Annotated in this window: 16 protein-coding genes; 7 read left to right on the forward strand and 9 right to left on the reverse strand. The window is 68.9% G+C overall.

Annotated features, from left to right (window positions below; translation table 11 throughout):
• Positions 1-125: 125 nt before the first annotated feature.
• A complete protein-coding gene (locus ACLIME_RS07925) occupies positions 126-1,829 on the forward strand; it encodes a cation:proton antiporter (RefSeq protein ID WP_085513347.1) in 1,704 nt (567 codons plus the stop codon).
• A 16-nt stretch (positions 1,830-1,845) separates the two neighbouring features.
• Here ACLIME_RS07925 and ACLIME_RS07930 read toward each other — a convergent pair whose 3' ends face one another.
• Together ACLIME_RS07930 and ACLIME_RS07935 are read right to left on the reverse strand one after the other, a co-directional pair.
• Positions 1,846-2,097 (reverse strand): zf-HC2 domain-containing protein, encoded by a 252-nt coding sequence (locus ACLIME_RS07930; RefSeq protein WP_079707242.1) that lies wholly within the window; start codon positions 2,095-2,097, stop codon positions 1,846-1,848.
• Positions 2,094-2,783, reverse strand: coding sequence for a sigma-70 family RNA polymerase sigma factor (locus tag ACLIME_RS07935; RefSeq protein ID WP_411558593.1), 690 nt, complete (start codon positions 2,781-2,783; stop codon positions 2,094-2,096). Before ACLIME_RS07935 ends, ACLIME_RS07930 begins: the two co-directional genes overlap by 4 nt.
• 43 nt (positions 2,784-2,826) lie before the next feature.
• Here ACLIME_RS07935 and aroA point away from each other — a divergent pair, with 43 nt between their 5' ends.
• Genes aroA through bcp form a run of 3 tightly spaced genes read left to right on the forward strand, consistent with a single transcriptional unit; the run spans position 2,827 to position 5,735 of the window.
• Complete coding sequence (gene aroA, locus ACLIME_RS07940; RefSeq protein ID WP_124769630.1) at positions 2,827-4,176, forward strand: 3-phosphoshikimate 1-carboxyvinyltransferase; 1,350 nt, start codon at positions 2,827-2,829, stop codon at positions 4,174-4,176.
• Positions 4,177-4,180: 4 nt separating this feature from the next.
• Positions 4,181-5,242: a ribosome small subunit-dependent GTPase A gene (gene rsgA, locus ACLIME_RS07945; RefSeq protein WP_124769631.1), complete on the forward strand. Its 1,062-nt coding sequence runs from the start codon at positions 4,181-4,183 to the stop codon at positions 5,240-5,242.
• Between the two features lie 13 nt (positions 5,243-5,255).
• On the forward strand, positions 5,256-5,735 hold the full coding sequence (bcp, locus tag ACLIME_RS07950; RefSeq protein ID WP_411558594.1) for a thioredoxin-dependent thiol peroxidase: 480 nt from the start codon (positions 5,256-5,258) through the stop codon (positions 5,733-5,735).
• A 38-nt stretch (positions 5,736-5,773) separates the two neighbouring features.
• Here the strand turns inward: bcp and ACLIME_RS07955 are convergent, their stop codons facing one another.
• A complete protein-coding gene (locus ACLIME_RS07955) occupies positions 5,774-6,199 on the reverse strand; it encodes a hypothetical protein (RefSeq protein WP_124769633.1) in 426 nt (141 codons plus the stop codon).
• Positions 6,200-6,392: 193 nt separating this feature from the next.
• Here ACLIME_RS07955 and ACLIME_RS07960 point away from each other — a divergent pair, with 193 nt between their 5' ends.
• Positions 6,393-6,641: a WhiB family transcriptional regulator gene (locus tag ACLIME_RS07960; RefSeq protein ID WP_056012627.1), complete on the forward strand. Its 249-nt coding sequence runs from the start codon at positions 6,393-6,395 to the stop codon at positions 6,639-6,641.
• A 77-nt stretch (positions 6,642-6,718) separates the two neighbouring features.
• Here the strand turns inward: ACLIME_RS07960 and ACLIME_RS07965 are convergent, their stop codons facing one another.
• The 4 genes from ACLIME_RS07965 to ACLIME_RS07980 form a co-directional block, all read right to left on the reverse strand.
• Positions 6,719-8,218 (reverse strand): sensor histidine kinase, encoded by a 1,500-nt coding sequence (locus ACLIME_RS07965; RefSeq protein WP_079002802.1) that lies wholly within the window; start codon positions 8,216-8,218, stop codon positions 6,719-6,721.
• A gap of 136 nt (positions 8,219-8,354) precedes the next feature.
• Positions 8,355-8,690, reverse strand: a complete 336-nt coding sequence (locus tag ACLIME_RS07970) for a histone-like nucleoid-structuring protein Lsr2 (protein WP_085513359.1) — start codon at positions 8,688-8,690, stop codon at positions 8,355-8,357.
• A gap of 209 nt (positions 8,691-8,899) precedes the next feature.
• Positions 8,900-10,165 carry a CpaE family protein gene (locus ACLIME_RS07975; protein ID WP_411558595.1) on the reverse strand — a complete coding sequence of 422 codons (1,266 nt, stop codon included), beginning with the start codon at positions 10,163-10,165 and terminating at the stop codon, positions 8,900-8,902.
• The gene (locus tag ACLIME_RS07980) at positions 10,165-10,821 is read right to left on the reverse strand and encodes a hypothetical protein (protein WP_411558596.1); all 657 of its coding nucleotides are present in this window, start codon (positions 10,819-10,821) and stop codon (positions 10,165-10,167) included. The genes ACLIME_RS07975 and ACLIME_RS07980 overlap by 1 nt, the downstream gene beginning before the upstream one ends.
• Before the next feature lie 186 nt (positions 10,822-11,007).
• On the opposite strand from ACLIME_RS07980, the gene ACLIME_RS07985 reads away from it, so the two are divergent.
• Entirely contained in the window at positions 11,008-11,304 is a 297-nt protein-coding gene (locus ACLIME_RS07985) for a helix-turn-helix domain-containing protein (RefSeq protein ID WP_079707250.1), read from the forward strand.
• A 33-nt stretch (positions 11,305-11,337) separates the two neighbouring features.
• Here ACLIME_RS07985 and ACLIME_RS07990 read toward each other — a convergent pair whose 3' ends face one another.
• A complete protein-coding gene (locus ACLIME_RS07990; RefSeq protein WP_411558597.1) occupies positions 11,338-11,928 on the reverse strand; it encodes a hypothetical protein in 591 nt (196 codons plus the stop codon).
• Positions 11,929-12,075: 147 nt separating this feature from the next.
• Here ACLIME_RS07990 and ACLIME_RS07995 point away from each other — a divergent pair, with 147 nt between their 5' ends.
• Complete coding sequence (locus tag ACLIME_RS07995) at positions 12,076-12,576, forward strand: Rv3235 family protein (protein WP_411558598.1); 501 nt, start codon at positions 12,076-12,078, stop codon at positions 12,574-12,576.
• A gap of 94 nt (positions 12,577-12,670) precedes the next feature.
• Here the strand turns inward: ACLIME_RS07995 and secA are convergent, their stop codons facing one another.
• On the reverse strand, positions 12,671-15,499 hold the full coding sequence (gene secA / locus ACLIME_RS08000; RefSeq protein WP_079707252.1) for a preprotein translocase subunit SecA: 2,829 nt from the start codon (positions 15,497-15,499) through the stop codon (positions 12,671-12,673).
• Between the last annotated feature and the right edge of the window lie 153 nt (positions 15,500-15,652).

Consider the following 15,652-nt stretch of genomic DNA (forward strand, 5'->3'; position numbering starts at 1 on the left):
TCCGACAGGCGGTCGTCGTCATCTGCGTCGTCGGCTGCGTCGTCGGCTGCGTCGTGGTCCGGGTGGTCAGCACGGCGACAGCGATCCGTGAGTGGGCGGTGAGCCACCGCCAATAGGCTGACGCCATGGACTTCGCATTCCTCGCCGTCGTCGCGGTGGTGACCATCGTCGCGGTGGCCCGCTTCGCGAACAAGCTTCGCGTGGCGGCCCCGCTCATCCTCGTCCTGGTCGGCCTGGCCCTCAGCTATCTGCCGTTCGTGCCGGACGTCGAGGTCAAGCCGGAGTGGATCCTCGCCGGGGTGCTGCCGCCGCTCCTCTATTCGGCTGCCGTCAACGTCCCGCTGGTCGACTTCCGCCGCAACCTCAAAGCGATCTCCGGGCTCTCGGTCGTCCTCGTCGTGGTGTCGTCGGTCCTCATCGGCTGGATCCTGTCGACGATCCTCCCCGACCTGAGCCTGGCCGCCGGCATCGCCCTCGGTGCCGTCGTCAGCCCGACCGACGCGGTCGCCGCGACCTCCATCGGTAAGCGATTGGGCATGCCGTCGCGACTCGTGAGCGTCCTCGAAGGCGAGAGCCTCGTGAACGACGCCTCGGCCCTCGTCCTCCTGCGCTCCGCCATCGCCGCGACCGCCGGCACGGTCTCGTTGTGGGGTGTCCTGGGCGACTTCGCCTATGCCGTGGCGCTCGCGATCGCGATCGGGATCGTCGTCGGGTTCATCACGGTCCGGATCCGATCCCGCCTGGGCGACCCGGTCCTCACGACGGTCATCTCCTTCGCCGTGCCGTTCATCGCGTATCTCCCCGCCGAGCACTTCCATGCCTCAGGCGTCCTGTCGGTCGTGGTCGCCGGGCTCTACACCGGGCATCAGAGCGCGAAGTACTTCACCGCCCAGGACCGCATCAGCGAGCGCATCAACTGGCGGACGACGCAGTTCCTCCTCGAGAACGGGGTGTTCCTGCTCATGGGGCTCGAGCTCGAGGCCATCGTCTCGCAGGTGGAGCAGGACGACCTCGGCATCTGGTCGTCGATCGGCCTCGGGTTGCTGACCGCCATCACCCTCATCGTCGTCCGCATCGTGTTCGTCGGCGTCCTCGTCTGGTCGTTGCGACGCGATGAACGGGAGGCCCTCGCCCGGCGGCCGAGACTGGAGCAGGTCTCCGCACGCCTCGAGGAGCATCCGACGGAGAACGCGCGATCGGCCAAGCGCAAGGCCGCCTTCTCGAGGTCGATCGCCCGGCGGAGCGCCGACCTGGACTTCCTGCAACGTGAAGGACTCGGCTGGCGGGGCGGCGCGGTGCTCGCCTGGGCGGGGATGCGTGGTGTCGTCACGATCGCCGCCGCACAGTCGCTGCCACTCGACACCCCGTATCGGGCGGAGCTGGTGCTCATCGCGTTCACGGTCGCGATCGTCACCCTCCTGCTCCAGGGCGGATCCCTCCCGCTCGTCATCCGGCTGACCCGGGTCGGCGGGACGGACGAGCAGGCGGCGATGGCGGAGCTGGCCGGACTCGTCGAGGAGATCTCGACCGTCGGTGTGGCCGCCCTCGACGACCCGCAGCTGCGCACGGACGGCGGGGAGCCGTTCGACTCCGCGGTCGTCGACCGGGTGCGCACGAGCAGCCTCATCCGCGTCGAGTCGGCGGCGGAACGCACCGATGCCGGCGTGGGCCCGCACGAGCAGTTCCGACAACTGCGACGCCGAGTGCTCGACGCCGAACGCGATGCGCTCCTCGATGCGCGGGCGACCGGCAGTTACTCCTCCGAGGTGCTGGCGAAAGCGCAGCGGATGCTGGACGTCGAGGAGTCACGCCTCGACGGCGCAGGCTGATGCGGTCGGTCCGTCGTCAGGCGCTCTCGTGGGTGGCCTGGGTGGCCCGCAGCGACGCCAGGACCTGGTTCTTCAGGTCTTCGGGTGCCGTCTCCTTGCACGCCCGCTGGACGGCCTCGGTGAGGGTCTGCGCGACGAGCGCCTCGTTCTGACACTCCGGGCAGTTCGCGAGGTGCTCGCGGATGTCGGCCGCTTCGGTCGTGCACACCTCGTGACGGAGGTACTCCTCGAGGTCCTTCTTGGCCTTGTCGCAGCCGCAGTCGCTCATTTCTTGCTCCCCTGCTTCGTCACGGTGAACCCCCGGGACTCGGCGTAGTCGGCCAACAGGTCGCGGAGGAGTCGTCGGCCACGGTGCAGACGACTCATCACGGTCCCGATGGGCGTTTTCATGATGTCGGCGATCTCCTGGTAGGCGAAGCCCTCCACGTCGGCGAGGTACACCGCCAGGCGGAAGTCCTCCGGGATGGCCTGCAACGCGTTCTTCACGTCGCTGTCCGGCAGGTGATCGATCGCTTCGGCCTCGGCGGACCGGCTGGAGGTCGCGCTGATCGACTCGGCGCCGCCCAACTGCCAGTCCTCGAGGTCGTCGATGGTGCCCTGGTAGGGCTCGCGCTGCTTCTTCCGATACGTGTTGATGTACGTGTTCGTGAGGATGCGGTAAAGCCATGCCTTCAGGTTGGTGCCCTGTTCGAACTGCGCGAACGCGGCGAAGGCCTTGACGAACGTCTCCTGGACGAGGTCCTGAGCATCCGACGGGTTCTTCGTCATGCGCATGGCAGCGCCGTACAGCTGATCGATGAACGGCAGTGCCTGTGCTTCGAACAGTGATCGGGGGTCCGGCTCGGCCGGAAGGGCTTCTGGGTCGACGGAGGTCATCACCGGCCAGTCTACGGCCAGCGCCAGACGACCGTGATCGGCCCCCGTCACCGGTCGTTCCAGTACCGCTGTGGACATCCGTTCCTCCTTCTGCTCGTGACCCCGACTACTGTTGGAACCAATGTTGACCAATCCGTATTCCGCACCCGATTTCGACGTGTACGGCGATGCCGAACCCGAGCACGACGACGCCGCCTGGCCGGCGCCCGTCGCGGACGGGCCGGTCGATGCGACCGTGTCCCTCCCGGGCTCGAAATCCCTCACGAACCGCGAGCTCGTCCTGGCCGCCCTGGCCGACGGACCGTCGCTGCTCCGTGCTCCGCTCCACTCGATGGACAGCACCAACATGGTGGAGGCGCTCCGCGCACTCGGGACGACCATCGTCGAGCGCCCGGCCTCGGGCGCGTTCGGCAAGGACTGGCTCGTGACGCCGGGCGAGCTGTTCGGCAGCACGACCGTCGAGTGCGGGCTCGCCGGCACCGTCATGCGGTTCGTCCCGCCGCTGGCAGCGCTCGCCCTCGGACCGACCGTGTTCGACGCCGACCCCTCCGCCAGGAACCGCCCCATGGCGACCATGATCGCCTCGCTGCAGGCGCTCGGTGTCGACATCAGCGACGACGGCCGGAAGGCGCTCCCCTTCACGGTGCACGGCACAGGCGCGGTCGCGGGTGGCAAGCTCACGATCGACGCGTCATCGTCGAGCCAGTTCGTGTCCGGCCTCCTGCTGGCCGCGGCCCGCTTCGAGCAGGGTCTCCACCTCGTCCACGAGGGCGAGCGCCTGCCGAGCCTGCCGCACATCGAGATGACCATCGCGGCCCTCGCGGCCCGCGGGGTCACCGTGGAACAACCGGCCGTCGGTGAGTGGGTCGTCGCCCCCGGCACGATCGCCGCGCTCGACGTCGACCTCGAGCCCGACCTCTCCAACGCCGCACCGTTCCTCGCCGCGGCGCTCGTCACCGGCGGAAGCGTCACGCTCCGCGGCTGGCCCACCTCCACCACCCAGGTCGGTGCCGACCTGGCGGACCTCCTGCCTCGCTTCGGCGCGACGGTCGCCCTGGACGGCGACCGCCTCACCGTCACCGGCGGCGAGCGGATCACCGCTGTCGACCTCGACCTGACCACCGGCGGCGAGCTCGCGCCCGCCCTCACCGCGCTCGCGGCACTCGCCGACGGACCGTCGACCATCACGGGCATCGGGCACATCCGTCACCACGAGACCGACCGCCTCGCGGCCCTCGCGACGGAGATCAACAAGCTCGGGGGCGCCGTCACGGAGTTGCCGGACGGCCTCCGCATCGAGCCGCGCCCCCTCCACGGCGGCGAGTGGTCGAGCTACCACGACCACCGCATGGCGACCACAGGAGCGATCCTCGGTCTCGTCGTGCCCGGGGTCACCATCGAGAACGTCGCCACGACCGCGAAGACGCTCCCACAGTTCACCGAACTGTGGCACGCGATGCTCGGGGGCTGAGCCGATGAGCTGGTGGGACGACGGCGTCGACGACGACGAGCCGGAACTCGACGAGTCGAGCATCAGGATGCGGCCGAACCCGAAGGCGAACCGCCCTCGGACGAAGACGCGGCCCGAGCACCTCGATGCACTGACCGCACGCGTCCTCGCGGTCGACCGCGGTCGCTACACCGTGCTCCTCGACGAGGGCACGCCCGAGGAGCGCGTCCTGACGTCCACACGCGCTCGTGAACTCCGCAAGCAGGCCATCGTGACCGGCGACCGGGTCGATGTCGTCGGCGACACCTCGGGTGCCGAGGGCACGCTGTCGCGCATCGTGCGGATCGTGCCGCGCACGACGCTGCTCCGCCGCAGTGGCGACGACACCGACGCCATGGAGCGCGTCGTGGTCGCCAACGCCGACCAGATGCTCATCGTCGTCGCCGCCGCGAACCCCGAGCCTCGGGCCCGACTCGTCGACCGCTACCTCGTCGCCGCCTACGACGCGGGGATCACCCCGATCCTCTGCATCACGAAGACGGACCTCCAGGACCCCGACGAGTTCCTCGCGAACTTCGCCGGGCTCGGCCTGCGCGTGTTCCGCAGCCGGGAGGACGACGTCCCGCTGGCCGAGATCACCGAGGCCCTCATCGGCCACGACACGGTCTTCGTCGGCCACTCGGGCGTCGGCAAGTCCACCCTGGTCAACGCCCTCGTCCCGACCGCTGAGCGCGCCACAGGGCATGTGAACGTCGTCACCGGGCGCGGGCGCCACACCTCCTCCTCGACCGTCTCGCTGCGCATCGAGGCGCCCGCAGGGTCCGGGTGGGTCATCGACACCCCGGGCGTCCGCTCGTTCGGTCTCGGACACGTCGACACCGCCAACATCCTGAAGTCGTTCACCGACCTCGCGGAGATCGCCCTCGAGTGCCCGCGTGGCTGCACCCATCTGCCCGACGCGCCCGACTGCGCGATCATCGAGGCCGTCGCCGAGGGACGACTCGGGGAGAACGGCCCGGCACGCCTCGACTCGCTCCAGCGGCTGCTGGGCACCTTCGCGACGATCAAAGCCGACCAGTACTCCTGACTAGGCTTGGGGTATGCCTGAAGCACTCCGTCTCTCCGCCGGCGACCCGGCCCCCGCGTTCACCCTCACCGACCAGGACGGCACCAGCGTGTCCCTGTCCGACTTCGCCGGACGACGGGTGATCCTCTACTTCTACCCCGCCGCGATGACGCCCGGCTGCACCACCCAGGCGTGCGACTTCCGCGACAACCTCGCATCGCTCGGCGGTGCGGGGTACGTGGTGCTCGGCGTCTCGAAGGACTCCGTCGAGAAGCTCAAAGCCTTCCAGGAGGAGGACGGGCTCACGTTCCCGCTCCTCAGCGACCCGGAGCTGACGGTCCATCAGGCGTACGGAGCCTACGGTGAGAAGAACTCGTACGGACGCATCGTCACGGGCGTCCTCCGCTCGACGTTCGTCATCGACGAGACGGGCACCCTCACCCTCGCCCGGTACAACGTCAAGGCCACCGGCCATGTGAAGAGCCTCCGCAAGGCCCTCGGCCTCGACGCCTGACGCGTCGCTGCTGGACCATCACGACCGACCCGTCGCGCTCAGATCTCGCGTCGGGTCACGGCGGCGACCGCGGGCGTGAACAGGAGCCCGAGGACGGCCAGCGACGGCAGCAGCAGGAACCACCCGATCGCGGGTTGCGCGAAGACCCCCTGGAACGCGCCGACGGCGACGGCGATCTGCACGAGCTGCCAGGTGACCGCTCCCCCGCGGATCCAGCTCCGTCCGCGGATCGCGCCGAGGGCGAGCGCCGTGACGAACGCCGTGGCGATGAGCAGGATCACGAAGATCGCCAGTGCGCTCGTGAACGAGGCCGGCGTCGCCGCGACCAGCTCGAAGAGGAACCAGGCCGAGAGCCCGATCATGAGCAACGCCTCGGCGACGAGCAGGACGATGAAGGCCAGCACCGCGGGCTCACGACGCCTCCCCGGGTTCGGAGCGGAGGCGGCGTTTCGATCGGTACTCACAGGGTTCACCCAAACTTGACTATTGATTTGCTCTTACCGATATGAAACCATGTTTGAGGCCGACATGAGGTCCACGAGGGTGTGGACAGATCCCGATTCCCGGACGATCATCCCCCTCGCATTTCGGCTTTCGCTTCCCGAGACCCCTCACTCGGTTGAAGAAATCTCACCATGCAATAAAAGGAGCTCCCCTATGGATTGGCGCGATAAAGCTGCCTGCCTGACCGTCGACCCGGAATTGTTCTTCCCGGTCGGGAACACCGGTCCGGCGGTCGATCAGATCGACAAGGCGAAGGCCGTGTGCGCCACCTGCAGTGTCACGGAGCTCTGCCTCCAGTACGCGCTCGAGACCGGCCAGGACTCCGGCGTGTGGGGCGGCCTCAGCGAAGACGAGCGTCGCGCCCTCAAGCGTCGCGCTGCTCGCGCTCGCCGCGCCTCCTAATCGCAGACGAGAACCCCGGGTGCCGAACGGCCCCGGGGTTCTCGCACGTCTGCGGCCGTTCGTGACGGACCAGGACCTCAGCTCTTGGCGACCCAGCGCATCGGGATCGCGATCGTGACCTCGGTTCCGCTCCCCATGAGCGTGTGCCAGTCGATGGTCCCGCCCAGTTCACCCTGGATGAGCGTCCGCACGATCTGGGTGCCGAGACCGGACCCGACCTTCCCCTCCGGGAGCCCCACGCCGTTGTCGCGGACCTGCACGCTCAGCAGCTCGTCCGTGCGATCGGCCGTGATCTCCACGTCGCCGTCGCGGCCGTTGAGTCCGTGCTCCACCGCATTGGTCACGAGTTCGGTGAGCGCGAGGGCGAGTGGCGTCGCGTACTCGCTCGGGAGCACGCCGAACGAGCCGGAGGACTTCGGGCGGACCGTCGTGTTGTGCGAGCTCGCCACTTCGGCGATGAGCAGGAGCACGCGCTCGAAGACCTCGTCGAAGTCGACGTTCTGATTGAGCCCCTCGGACAGCGTGTCGTGCACGACCGCGATGGCGGCCACGCGCCGCATGGCCTGCGTGAGGGCGTCGTGGGCGTCCTCCGAGTGCGTCCGCCTGGCCTGGATCCGCAGGAGCGATGCGACGGTCTGGAGGTTGTTCTTCACCCGGTGGTGGATCTCGCGGATCGTCGCGTCCTTGGTGATGAGTTCCTGCTCCTGGTGACGCAGTTCGCTGACGTCGCGGCAGAGCACGATCGCGCCGACCCGCTCGCCGCGGCTCCGCAACGGGATCGCCCGGAGGGAGACCGTCACGCCCTTGTCCTCGATGTCGGTCCGCCACGGCGCCCGACCGGTGACGACGAGTGGCAGGGACTCGTCGACGGTGACGGTCCCCGTCCCGGAGAGCAGATGGGTCGTGACGTCCGCGAGCGACTCGCCCTCGAGTTCCTCGGCGAATCCGATCCGGTTGAAGGCCGAGAGCGCGTTGGGGCTCGCGAAGGTGACGGTGCCGTCGACATCGAGACGGATCAGGCCGTCGCTCGCGCGCGGCGCGCCCCGGCGCGGTCCGGTCGGCGCTCCGAGATCCGGGAAGTCGCCGACCGCGATCATCTCGAACAGGTCGCTCGCGCAGTCGTTGAACGTGAGTTCCTGGCGGCTGGGCGTCCGAGCCTCACCGAGATTGGTGTGGCGGGTGATGACCGCGATCGGTCCGTCGGCATTGGTCGTCTCGGTCGGAGATATCCGCCGGGCGACGGGTACGGCACGAACCCTGGTCGGGGTCTCCTCGTACCAGTCCGGTGCGGACGACTCGATGATCCGTCCACTCTCGAAACAGTCGGTGACCTGCTTGCGCCATTCCTGCTTGATGGATTGCCCGACGAAGTCGCGATAGAAGAGTGTCGCGGCACTCGACGGACGCGAATGCGCGACCGCTATGAAACTGCCGGAATCGGTCGGTACCCAGATGACGATATCGGCGAACGCCAGATCCGCGAGGAGTTGGCTGTCCGCGAGCAGCATGTGCAGCCACTCCACGTCGGCCGCACTGGAGCGGCCCTGGGCGAGAACGAGATCACTGAGCGTCGACACGATTCCAGTCTAGGCTCGGCCGGCCGACACCGAGTGCGCCGAGCGTGCCCTGACGACCACTGTCAGGCAGGCGTGGAACGGCGACGGCGCTCAGCGGCGCGTGGGGGGCCGCTGAGCGCCGTCGCCGGACGTGATGTCAGTTGGCTGCGCGGTAGGCGTCCTGGACCGCCTGAGGGATGCGTCCGCGCGACGACACGGCGTGCCCGTTCTTCGCGGCCCACTCGCGGATCGCGGCGAGGTTCTCGGCGCTGTTGCGGGTGCTGGTGCTCGAGGTGCGGCGCCCACGCTTGACCGGGCGTCCGGCTCCGATATAAGGCTTCAGCGACTCGCGGAGGTTCTTCGCATTGTCTGCCCCGAGATCGATCTCGTATTCGGTTCCGTCGATCGCGAACCGGACGGTCTCTCCTGCACCGGAAGCGAGTTCGCTGCCGTCGAGATCGTCGATGTATGTGGTGATGACTTTCTGAGCCATGGGGGGTCCTCCTGAAGATATCCGTGGTGGGTCCGACGGTTATCCGATCATATCGAACACCATCAAGCGAATTTGAATACCGACACGATACCGAAGTAATTCATCACCCAACGGATAGCGATGCTTCGGAGAAGAATGCAGATGCATATATCGGCGAGCCAATGCATATTCGGTTGATCACCCAATTGTATTGAGTGAATCTGTCGAGACTATTCCGCTCGGCGTGACCGACTCCGCGCACGACGCCCGCGTGCTCCACCCGCCGAGCGCCGCGAGCGGTCGCGCACCGGCGCCGGCTCCTGGTCGAGGAGGGTGGACACGAACCGCCGCAACGCGACGGGCAGCGCCCCGCGCGGGGCCTGGTCGCGGAAGCTCCTCCCCGCGATCACCGCGGCGTCCACCACCCGCTGGTCCTCCGGCAGGAGCGCGGCCGCCTCGATCCCGCCGAAGCGGGAGAGCGTGGACGCCAATTGACCGGCCGGGCCGGTACCGAGCGCGACGCCACGCAGCCGGTTCACCACCACCGAGATGCGCGACGGGTCGACGAGTTCGACGAGTTCCGCGTGGCCGCGGAGCAACCTCGTGACCCCGACCGGGTCTGCCGCACCGACCTCGACCACCCGGTCTGCGGACCCGAGGACGGCGAACGCCGCGCCGTTCCGTCTGGGCGCGAACAGGTCGCTCGAGATCTCCTCGTCCGCCTCCAGGCAGAACGCCGTGTCGATCACGATGTCGTCCATCCACGCCCGGCACCGTTCGATGGTCGTCGCGACGCGTTCCGTCGACAGTTCCGTCCAGCGTGCCGCGCGCGAGATGCCGGTCAGGACCCGGAACGCGCCGGACGGCGACGGATGGACGACCGCGATCCGCTCGAGCTGCTCGATGTCGAGCGCCCCACTTCCGGCCAGTCGGCAGGCCGCGGCGAACCCGGGTGCCTCGTCGAGGAGGCCGAGCATGGCCGCGACGGATGACCCGTAGGTGTCCGCATCGATGAGGACGACCCGGCGGCCGCGCGCAGCGAGCTCACTGGCGATGCCTGCGGCGACGGTGGTCGTGCCGGGCGACCCGGCCGCACCCCACACGGCGATGACCCGCCCTGCGGCCTGGGCGACCGGACGAGGGCCGTCGCCGGCGAGGTCGAGCGGCGCGATGCTCCGATCGAGCTCCTCGGGATCGACCGGCAGGAGGACGATGTCGACGAGACCGAGCCCAGCCGCATGGCGCCGTTCGGACTCGCCGGACGCGAGCGCCACGACCCTCGTGCCCACGCGGTCCGCGAGGTCGATGAGTTCGGCGCGCAGGCGGTCGGTCCCGGGTGACACGAGCAGCACGTCGACGGGCGTACCGGCGCCGACGCGCTCCTCGAGTTCGGCGCCGTCGTGACAGCGCCAGGCGACGCGGTGTCCGAGGTCGAGCATCGTCGCGAGGATCTCACCCTCGACCCGTGGATCGAGGGCGAGTCCGACGCGCAGCATCAGCGTTCGCCGGGCTCGGTGGGGACCACGGACAGCAGGTGCGCCGCCGCCGTCGCCGAGAGCACCGTCGCGACGGCGGAGCGCGGGACCGCGAGCTCGAGGGCGACCGAACCACCGCCCGACAGGAGCCCTTCGTCCTCGCCGACCCGGACGACGGTCGCGGCCGAGACCAGCACCTCCGGGACACCGTACCCGTCGCCGTCCGGCGCGGCCGCCCAGAGGTCGACGACGGTCCCCGGCACGATGTCGGCGCCGAGCCGTCCGGCCGGTTCGACGACGAGCGTGGTCACGCCGACGGCGCTCGCCTCGCCGAGCGCGTCGAGCGGCACGAGCTCCCCCGCTGCGATCGTCCGCGTGACGACGATCCCCGGCGGCGGTGCCGCTCCAGCTCCGAGGTACCCGCCCTCGACCGACCCCAGACGCGCGTCGATCACCTGGAGTGAGGAGCGGTCGAGCCGCGTTCCGGGCGTCAGCGTCTCGGACGCCGCATACACCGGGGTCGTCCGACTCGAGGTCGTGACGAGCCACCACACTCCCAGGATCGACGCGACCACCAGCATGAGGCCCACCAGGAAGCGTGGGTCCACCCAGATGCGCGACCGGGACACCTGCCGTCCGCCGACACCATGACGCAGTCCGGCGAGACGGTCGGTCATCCGCTCCCCGTCGATTCGCGCTCCTCCCGACTCCGATCCGTGTCCCCGCTCGCTTCCCCGCACCGTCTCCTCCTTCATGGGCACCCCGTGCGCCGCCTCCGGTCCCATGCTGCCCGGGCTCCGGACATCGCGCCGAAGTTATCCACAGCCCGGCGGACGCCGCCCGCGCGAGAGGATAATCGAGGAATGGAATCGCAGCGCGATGCGGCCCCGCTCGGTCGCTTCCTCACCGTCGCCGATACGGCCGAGGTCTTGAACGTCTCGGCCCAGCACGTGGCCGAGCTCATCTCGAGCGGTGAACTGCCCGCCATCCGGATCGGGCGCAGCGGACCGTGGCGCATCGAGTTCCCGGCACTCGAAGCCTTCATCAGCGGTCAGTACGAGGAGGCACGTCGTGCAGGCCTCTGGCACCAGGCCCAGCTCACCGAACTCGCCGAGTTCACCGGCGCCCCGATGCTCCGGCCCGTGCCGCCCCTCGGCTGAGCCCCGGTTCCGGCAAGCGTCCGACGCGCCGCCTCAGGCGGCACGCTCGACGACGACGACCTCAGCGAGCACGATGACGCGGATCTGCTCGATGCTCCGGCTGCGGCGCGGCGACCCTGGCTCGTGGACTGCCAGATCCAGATGGTCGCGGCCCACCCGGTCGACCGTGCCCGTCCAGCTCCCCGACCGGGTCCGCACGATCACTGCTGCACGGCGTCGGCACAGATCACGGAGCAGGAACGAGACGGTGAGGCGGTCGAGCAGTCGCGGTTCGCGGACCGCGACGTCGTCGAGACTCCAATCGATCTGCGTCTGCGTCATGGCGATCGCCGCGATCGCATCGAGCGGGACGACCACCTCTCGGCCGCCCGGGGTACCGGAATCGGCCTGCAACCAGTCCTTCCCGATGCTCCGGACCCGCAGCCGCCAGGTCGTCCCGTCGACGAGTTCGACGACGAGCGGGCCTGGTGCGTCGGCGTCGCCGCAGAGGGCGACCAGCCGCTCGCGGAGCATGAGACGCCCACGCCGAAGCCGCTCGGCCTCGATGCGGACGGCGTCGTCGTCGACGGCGAGCTCGTCGTCGAGCTGACCGGCGAGATCGTCGAACAGGCTGTCCCAACGCATACGCCGACGGTAGTGCGCAGAGGGCGGCGACGTCCTGCGTTCTCCACAGACCCCTGGTCCTGGACACCCGGGAACTGACATGATGAGTGTGACATGTCAGATTCTGGTCGCCCGACTCGTGGCGGCCGCTCACCCCTCGGAGGCCCCATGAGCACCGTTGCCCGGCACGACGACGACGAGCCCGAAGCACGCACGGCTCGCCTCCGGCCGGCGCCTCCGCTCCCCGAGCGACGCACGCCGGAGATGCGGGCGGCGGCGCGCACCGGCGCTGACGACTACTTCGCGCCGCAGCCGGCGCCCCGAGCCGAACTCCCTGATCCGCGACCACTGCTCGAGAACCTCACGCGGAGCGTGATCGAAGTGATCGCCGGAGCCCGCGACCTCACACAGCTCGCGCGGTGGATCACCGCCGACGTGCACACCGTCCTGCTGAAGCGCGTGATCCTCGCCGAACGGGCACGACGCGTCCGCGGCGTCCCGGGCACCGTGCCGGCCGTCTCCATCGGCACCGTGACCGTCTCCGAGCCACGCGACGGCGTCGTCGAGTCCGTGGTCATCGTCCACGGACGAGCGCGGTCCCGAGCCGTGGCCATCCGACTGGAGGGCTTGGACGGCCGCTGGCGGGCGACCTCGGTGAGCGTGCTCTGACCGCCGCTGCACATCCGCCCGCAACCGACAGACGGGAGCCCTCCGGACCGATGTCACCATGGTCCGGAGGGCTCCCGTTCGCGCCGGCGTGGGCCTACTTCTTCTTGCCCTGCTTGCGACGGTCCGAACGGTTGCTCGGAGCAGCCGCAGGCGCCTCGGACTGCTGACCGAAGGCCCCACGCGACGCCTTCGCGGCCGGGGCGGCCTTCGTCGCCGGAGCCGCATCGCCGGCGGGACGGTTCGTCTGCTGGAGCCGCTGTGCGCGTTCGGTGGCCGCCTTCTCGATCTGCCCGCGCTGGTTGCGGACCTCGACCCCACCCTGCTCGCTCGGAGCGGAGTAACTGAGCTTCTCGGTGTCGGGGGTCTCCTGCGTCAGGCCCTTGGCCGTGATCGCCGGTGCAGCGGTGCCCGCATCGACCTCGCCGGCGACCTCGACCTCGAGGTTGAAGAGGAAGCCGACGCTCTCCTCGCGGATCTGCCCCATCATCTGCTGGAACATCGCGTAGCCCTCGCGCTGGTACTCGACCAGCGGGTCGCGCTGCGCCATGGCCCGCAGACCGATGCCGTCCTTCAGGTAGTCCATCTCGTACAGGTGGTCGCGCCAGCGGCGGTCGATCACCTGGAGGACGACGCGGCGCTCGAGTTCGCGCATCGCCGGGGCACCGAGCGACTCCTCGCGGTTGGTGTACGCGAGCTTGGCATCGGAGAGGATCTCGCGCCGCATGAAGTCGCGGTTGATCCGCCCCTTCGTCCCCGCCTCCTGGACGACCTCGTCGATCGTCAGGCCGACGGGGTAGAGCGTCTTCAGTTCGGCCCAGAGTGCGTCGAAGTCCCAGTCGTCGCCGTTGCCCTCGCCGGTGTGCTCGTCGAGGACGTCGTCGACGACGCTCTCCAGGAACTGCTGTGCGCGATCGTGGAGGTCGTCGCCCTCGAGGATGTGGCGGCGGTCGGAGTAGATCGCCTCGCGCTGCCGGTTGAGGACGTCGTCGTACTTGAGCACGTTCTTGCGGATCTCCGCGTTCCGCGCCTCGACCTGCGACTGGGCGCTGCGGATCGCGCGGCTGACGATCTTCGACTCGATCGCGAGGTCGTCCGGCACGTTCTGGCGCCCCATGAGGCTCTCCGCGGCTCCGGCGTTGAAGAGGCGCATGAGGTCGTCGGTGAGGGACAGGTAGAACCGGCTCTCGCCGGGGTCGCCCTGACGGCCGGAGCGACCGCGCAGCTGGTTGTCGATGCGGCGCGACTCGTGGCGCTCGGTACCGAGGACGTAGAGTCCGCCGGCGTCGATGACCTTGTCGGCCTCCTCCTTGACCGCGGCCTTCACCTCGGTGAAGACCTCGTCCCACGCGGCCTCGTACTCCTCGGGGGTGTCGATCGGGCTGAGACCCTTGGCGTTCATCTCCGCGACGGCGAGGAACTCGGCGTTGCCGCCGAGCATGATGTCGGTTCCACGACCGGCCATGTTGGTGGCGACGGTGACCGAGCCGAGTCGACCGGCCTGGGCGATGATCGCGGCCTCACGCGCGTGGTTCTTCGCGTTGAGGACCTCGTGCTTGACGCCCTTCTTGGCGAGGAGCCTCGACAGGTACTCGCTCTTCTCGACGCTCGTCGTGCCGACGAGGACCGGCTGGCCCTGCTCGTGGCGCTCGACGATGTCCTCGACGACCTGCGCGAACTTCGCCTCCTCGTTCTTGTACACGAGGTCCGACTGGTCGATGCGCTGCATCGGGCGGTTGGTCGGGATCGGGACGACGCCGAGCTTGTACGTCGACATGAACTCCGCCGCCTCGGTCTCAGCCGTACCGGTCATGCCGGACAGCTTCTCGTAGAGACGGAAGTAGTTCTGGAGCGTCACGGTCGCGAGGGTCTGGTTCTCGGCCTGGACGGCCACGCCCTCCTTGGCCTCGATCGCCTGGTGGATGCCCTCGTTGTAGCGACGTCCGACCAGGATGCGACCGGTGTGCTCGTCGACGATGAGCACCTCGCCGTTCATCACGACGTAGTCCTTGTCCTTCTTGAAGAGCGCGCGGGCCTTGATCGCGTTGTTCAGGAAGGAGATGAGCGGGGTGTTGGCGGACTCGTAGAGGTTGTCGATGCCGAGGTAGTCCTCGACCTTCTCGATGCCGGGCTCGAGCACGCCGACGGTGCGCTTCTTCTCGTCGACCTCGAAGTCCTCACCGGGCTCGAGTCGCACCGCGAGCCGGGCGAACTCCTGGAACCAGCGGTTCGCCTCGCCGGAGGCCTTCCCGGAGATGATGAGCGGGGTCCGTGCCTCGTCGATGAGGATGGAGTCGACCTCGTCGACCACGGCGAAGAAGTGACCGCGCTGGACCATGTCCTTGGCCTGCCACGCCATGTTGTCGCGGAGGTAGTCGAACCCGAACTGGTTGTTCGTGCCGTAGGTGATGTCGGCCGCATACTGCTCGCGGCGCTGCTCCGGCGTCTGACCCTCGACGATCACGCCGGTCGTCATGCCGAGCGCGCGGAAGACGCGCCCCATGATCTCCGACTGGTAGGACGCGAGGTAGTCGTTCACCGTGACGATGTGCACGCCCTTGCCGGCGATGGCGTTGAGGTAGGCCGGGAGGGTCGCGACGAGCGTCTTGCCCTCACCGGTCTTCATCTCGGCGATGTTGCCGAGGTGCAGCGCGGCGCCACCCATGATCTGGACGTCGAAGTGGCGCATGCCGATCGTGCGGCGTGCAGCTTCGCGCACCGCGGCGAAGGCTTCGGGGAGGAGGTCGTCGAGGGTCTCGCCGTTCTCGAAGCGCTCGCGCAGCTCGACGGTCTCGCTCTTCAGCTCCTCGTCGCTCAACTCCGTGAAGTCGTCCTCGAGGGCATTGACCGCCTTCGTGAGGCTGGTCAGCTTCCGGAGGATGCGACCTTCGCCGACGCGAAGGATCTTCTCAAGTGGTGAGGCCACGAATTGCTCTCCATTACGTGTTCCTGTTCTCCGTCCTGGTCGACTGACCGGGACGGACGGGGTGCACCAGAACGGGGCAGTCCTCTGAACATGTTAGCGGGGAGTCCCTTGAGTGGACGCTGTGTATCGAGGGGCGGACGGATGTCGACGGAG

The organism is Plantibacter sp. MPB07 (assembly GCF_046619465.1).
GTDB classification, from domain to species: domain Bacteria; phylum Actinomycetota; class Actinomycetes; order Actinomycetales; family Microbacteriaceae; genus Plantibacter; species Plantibacter auratus.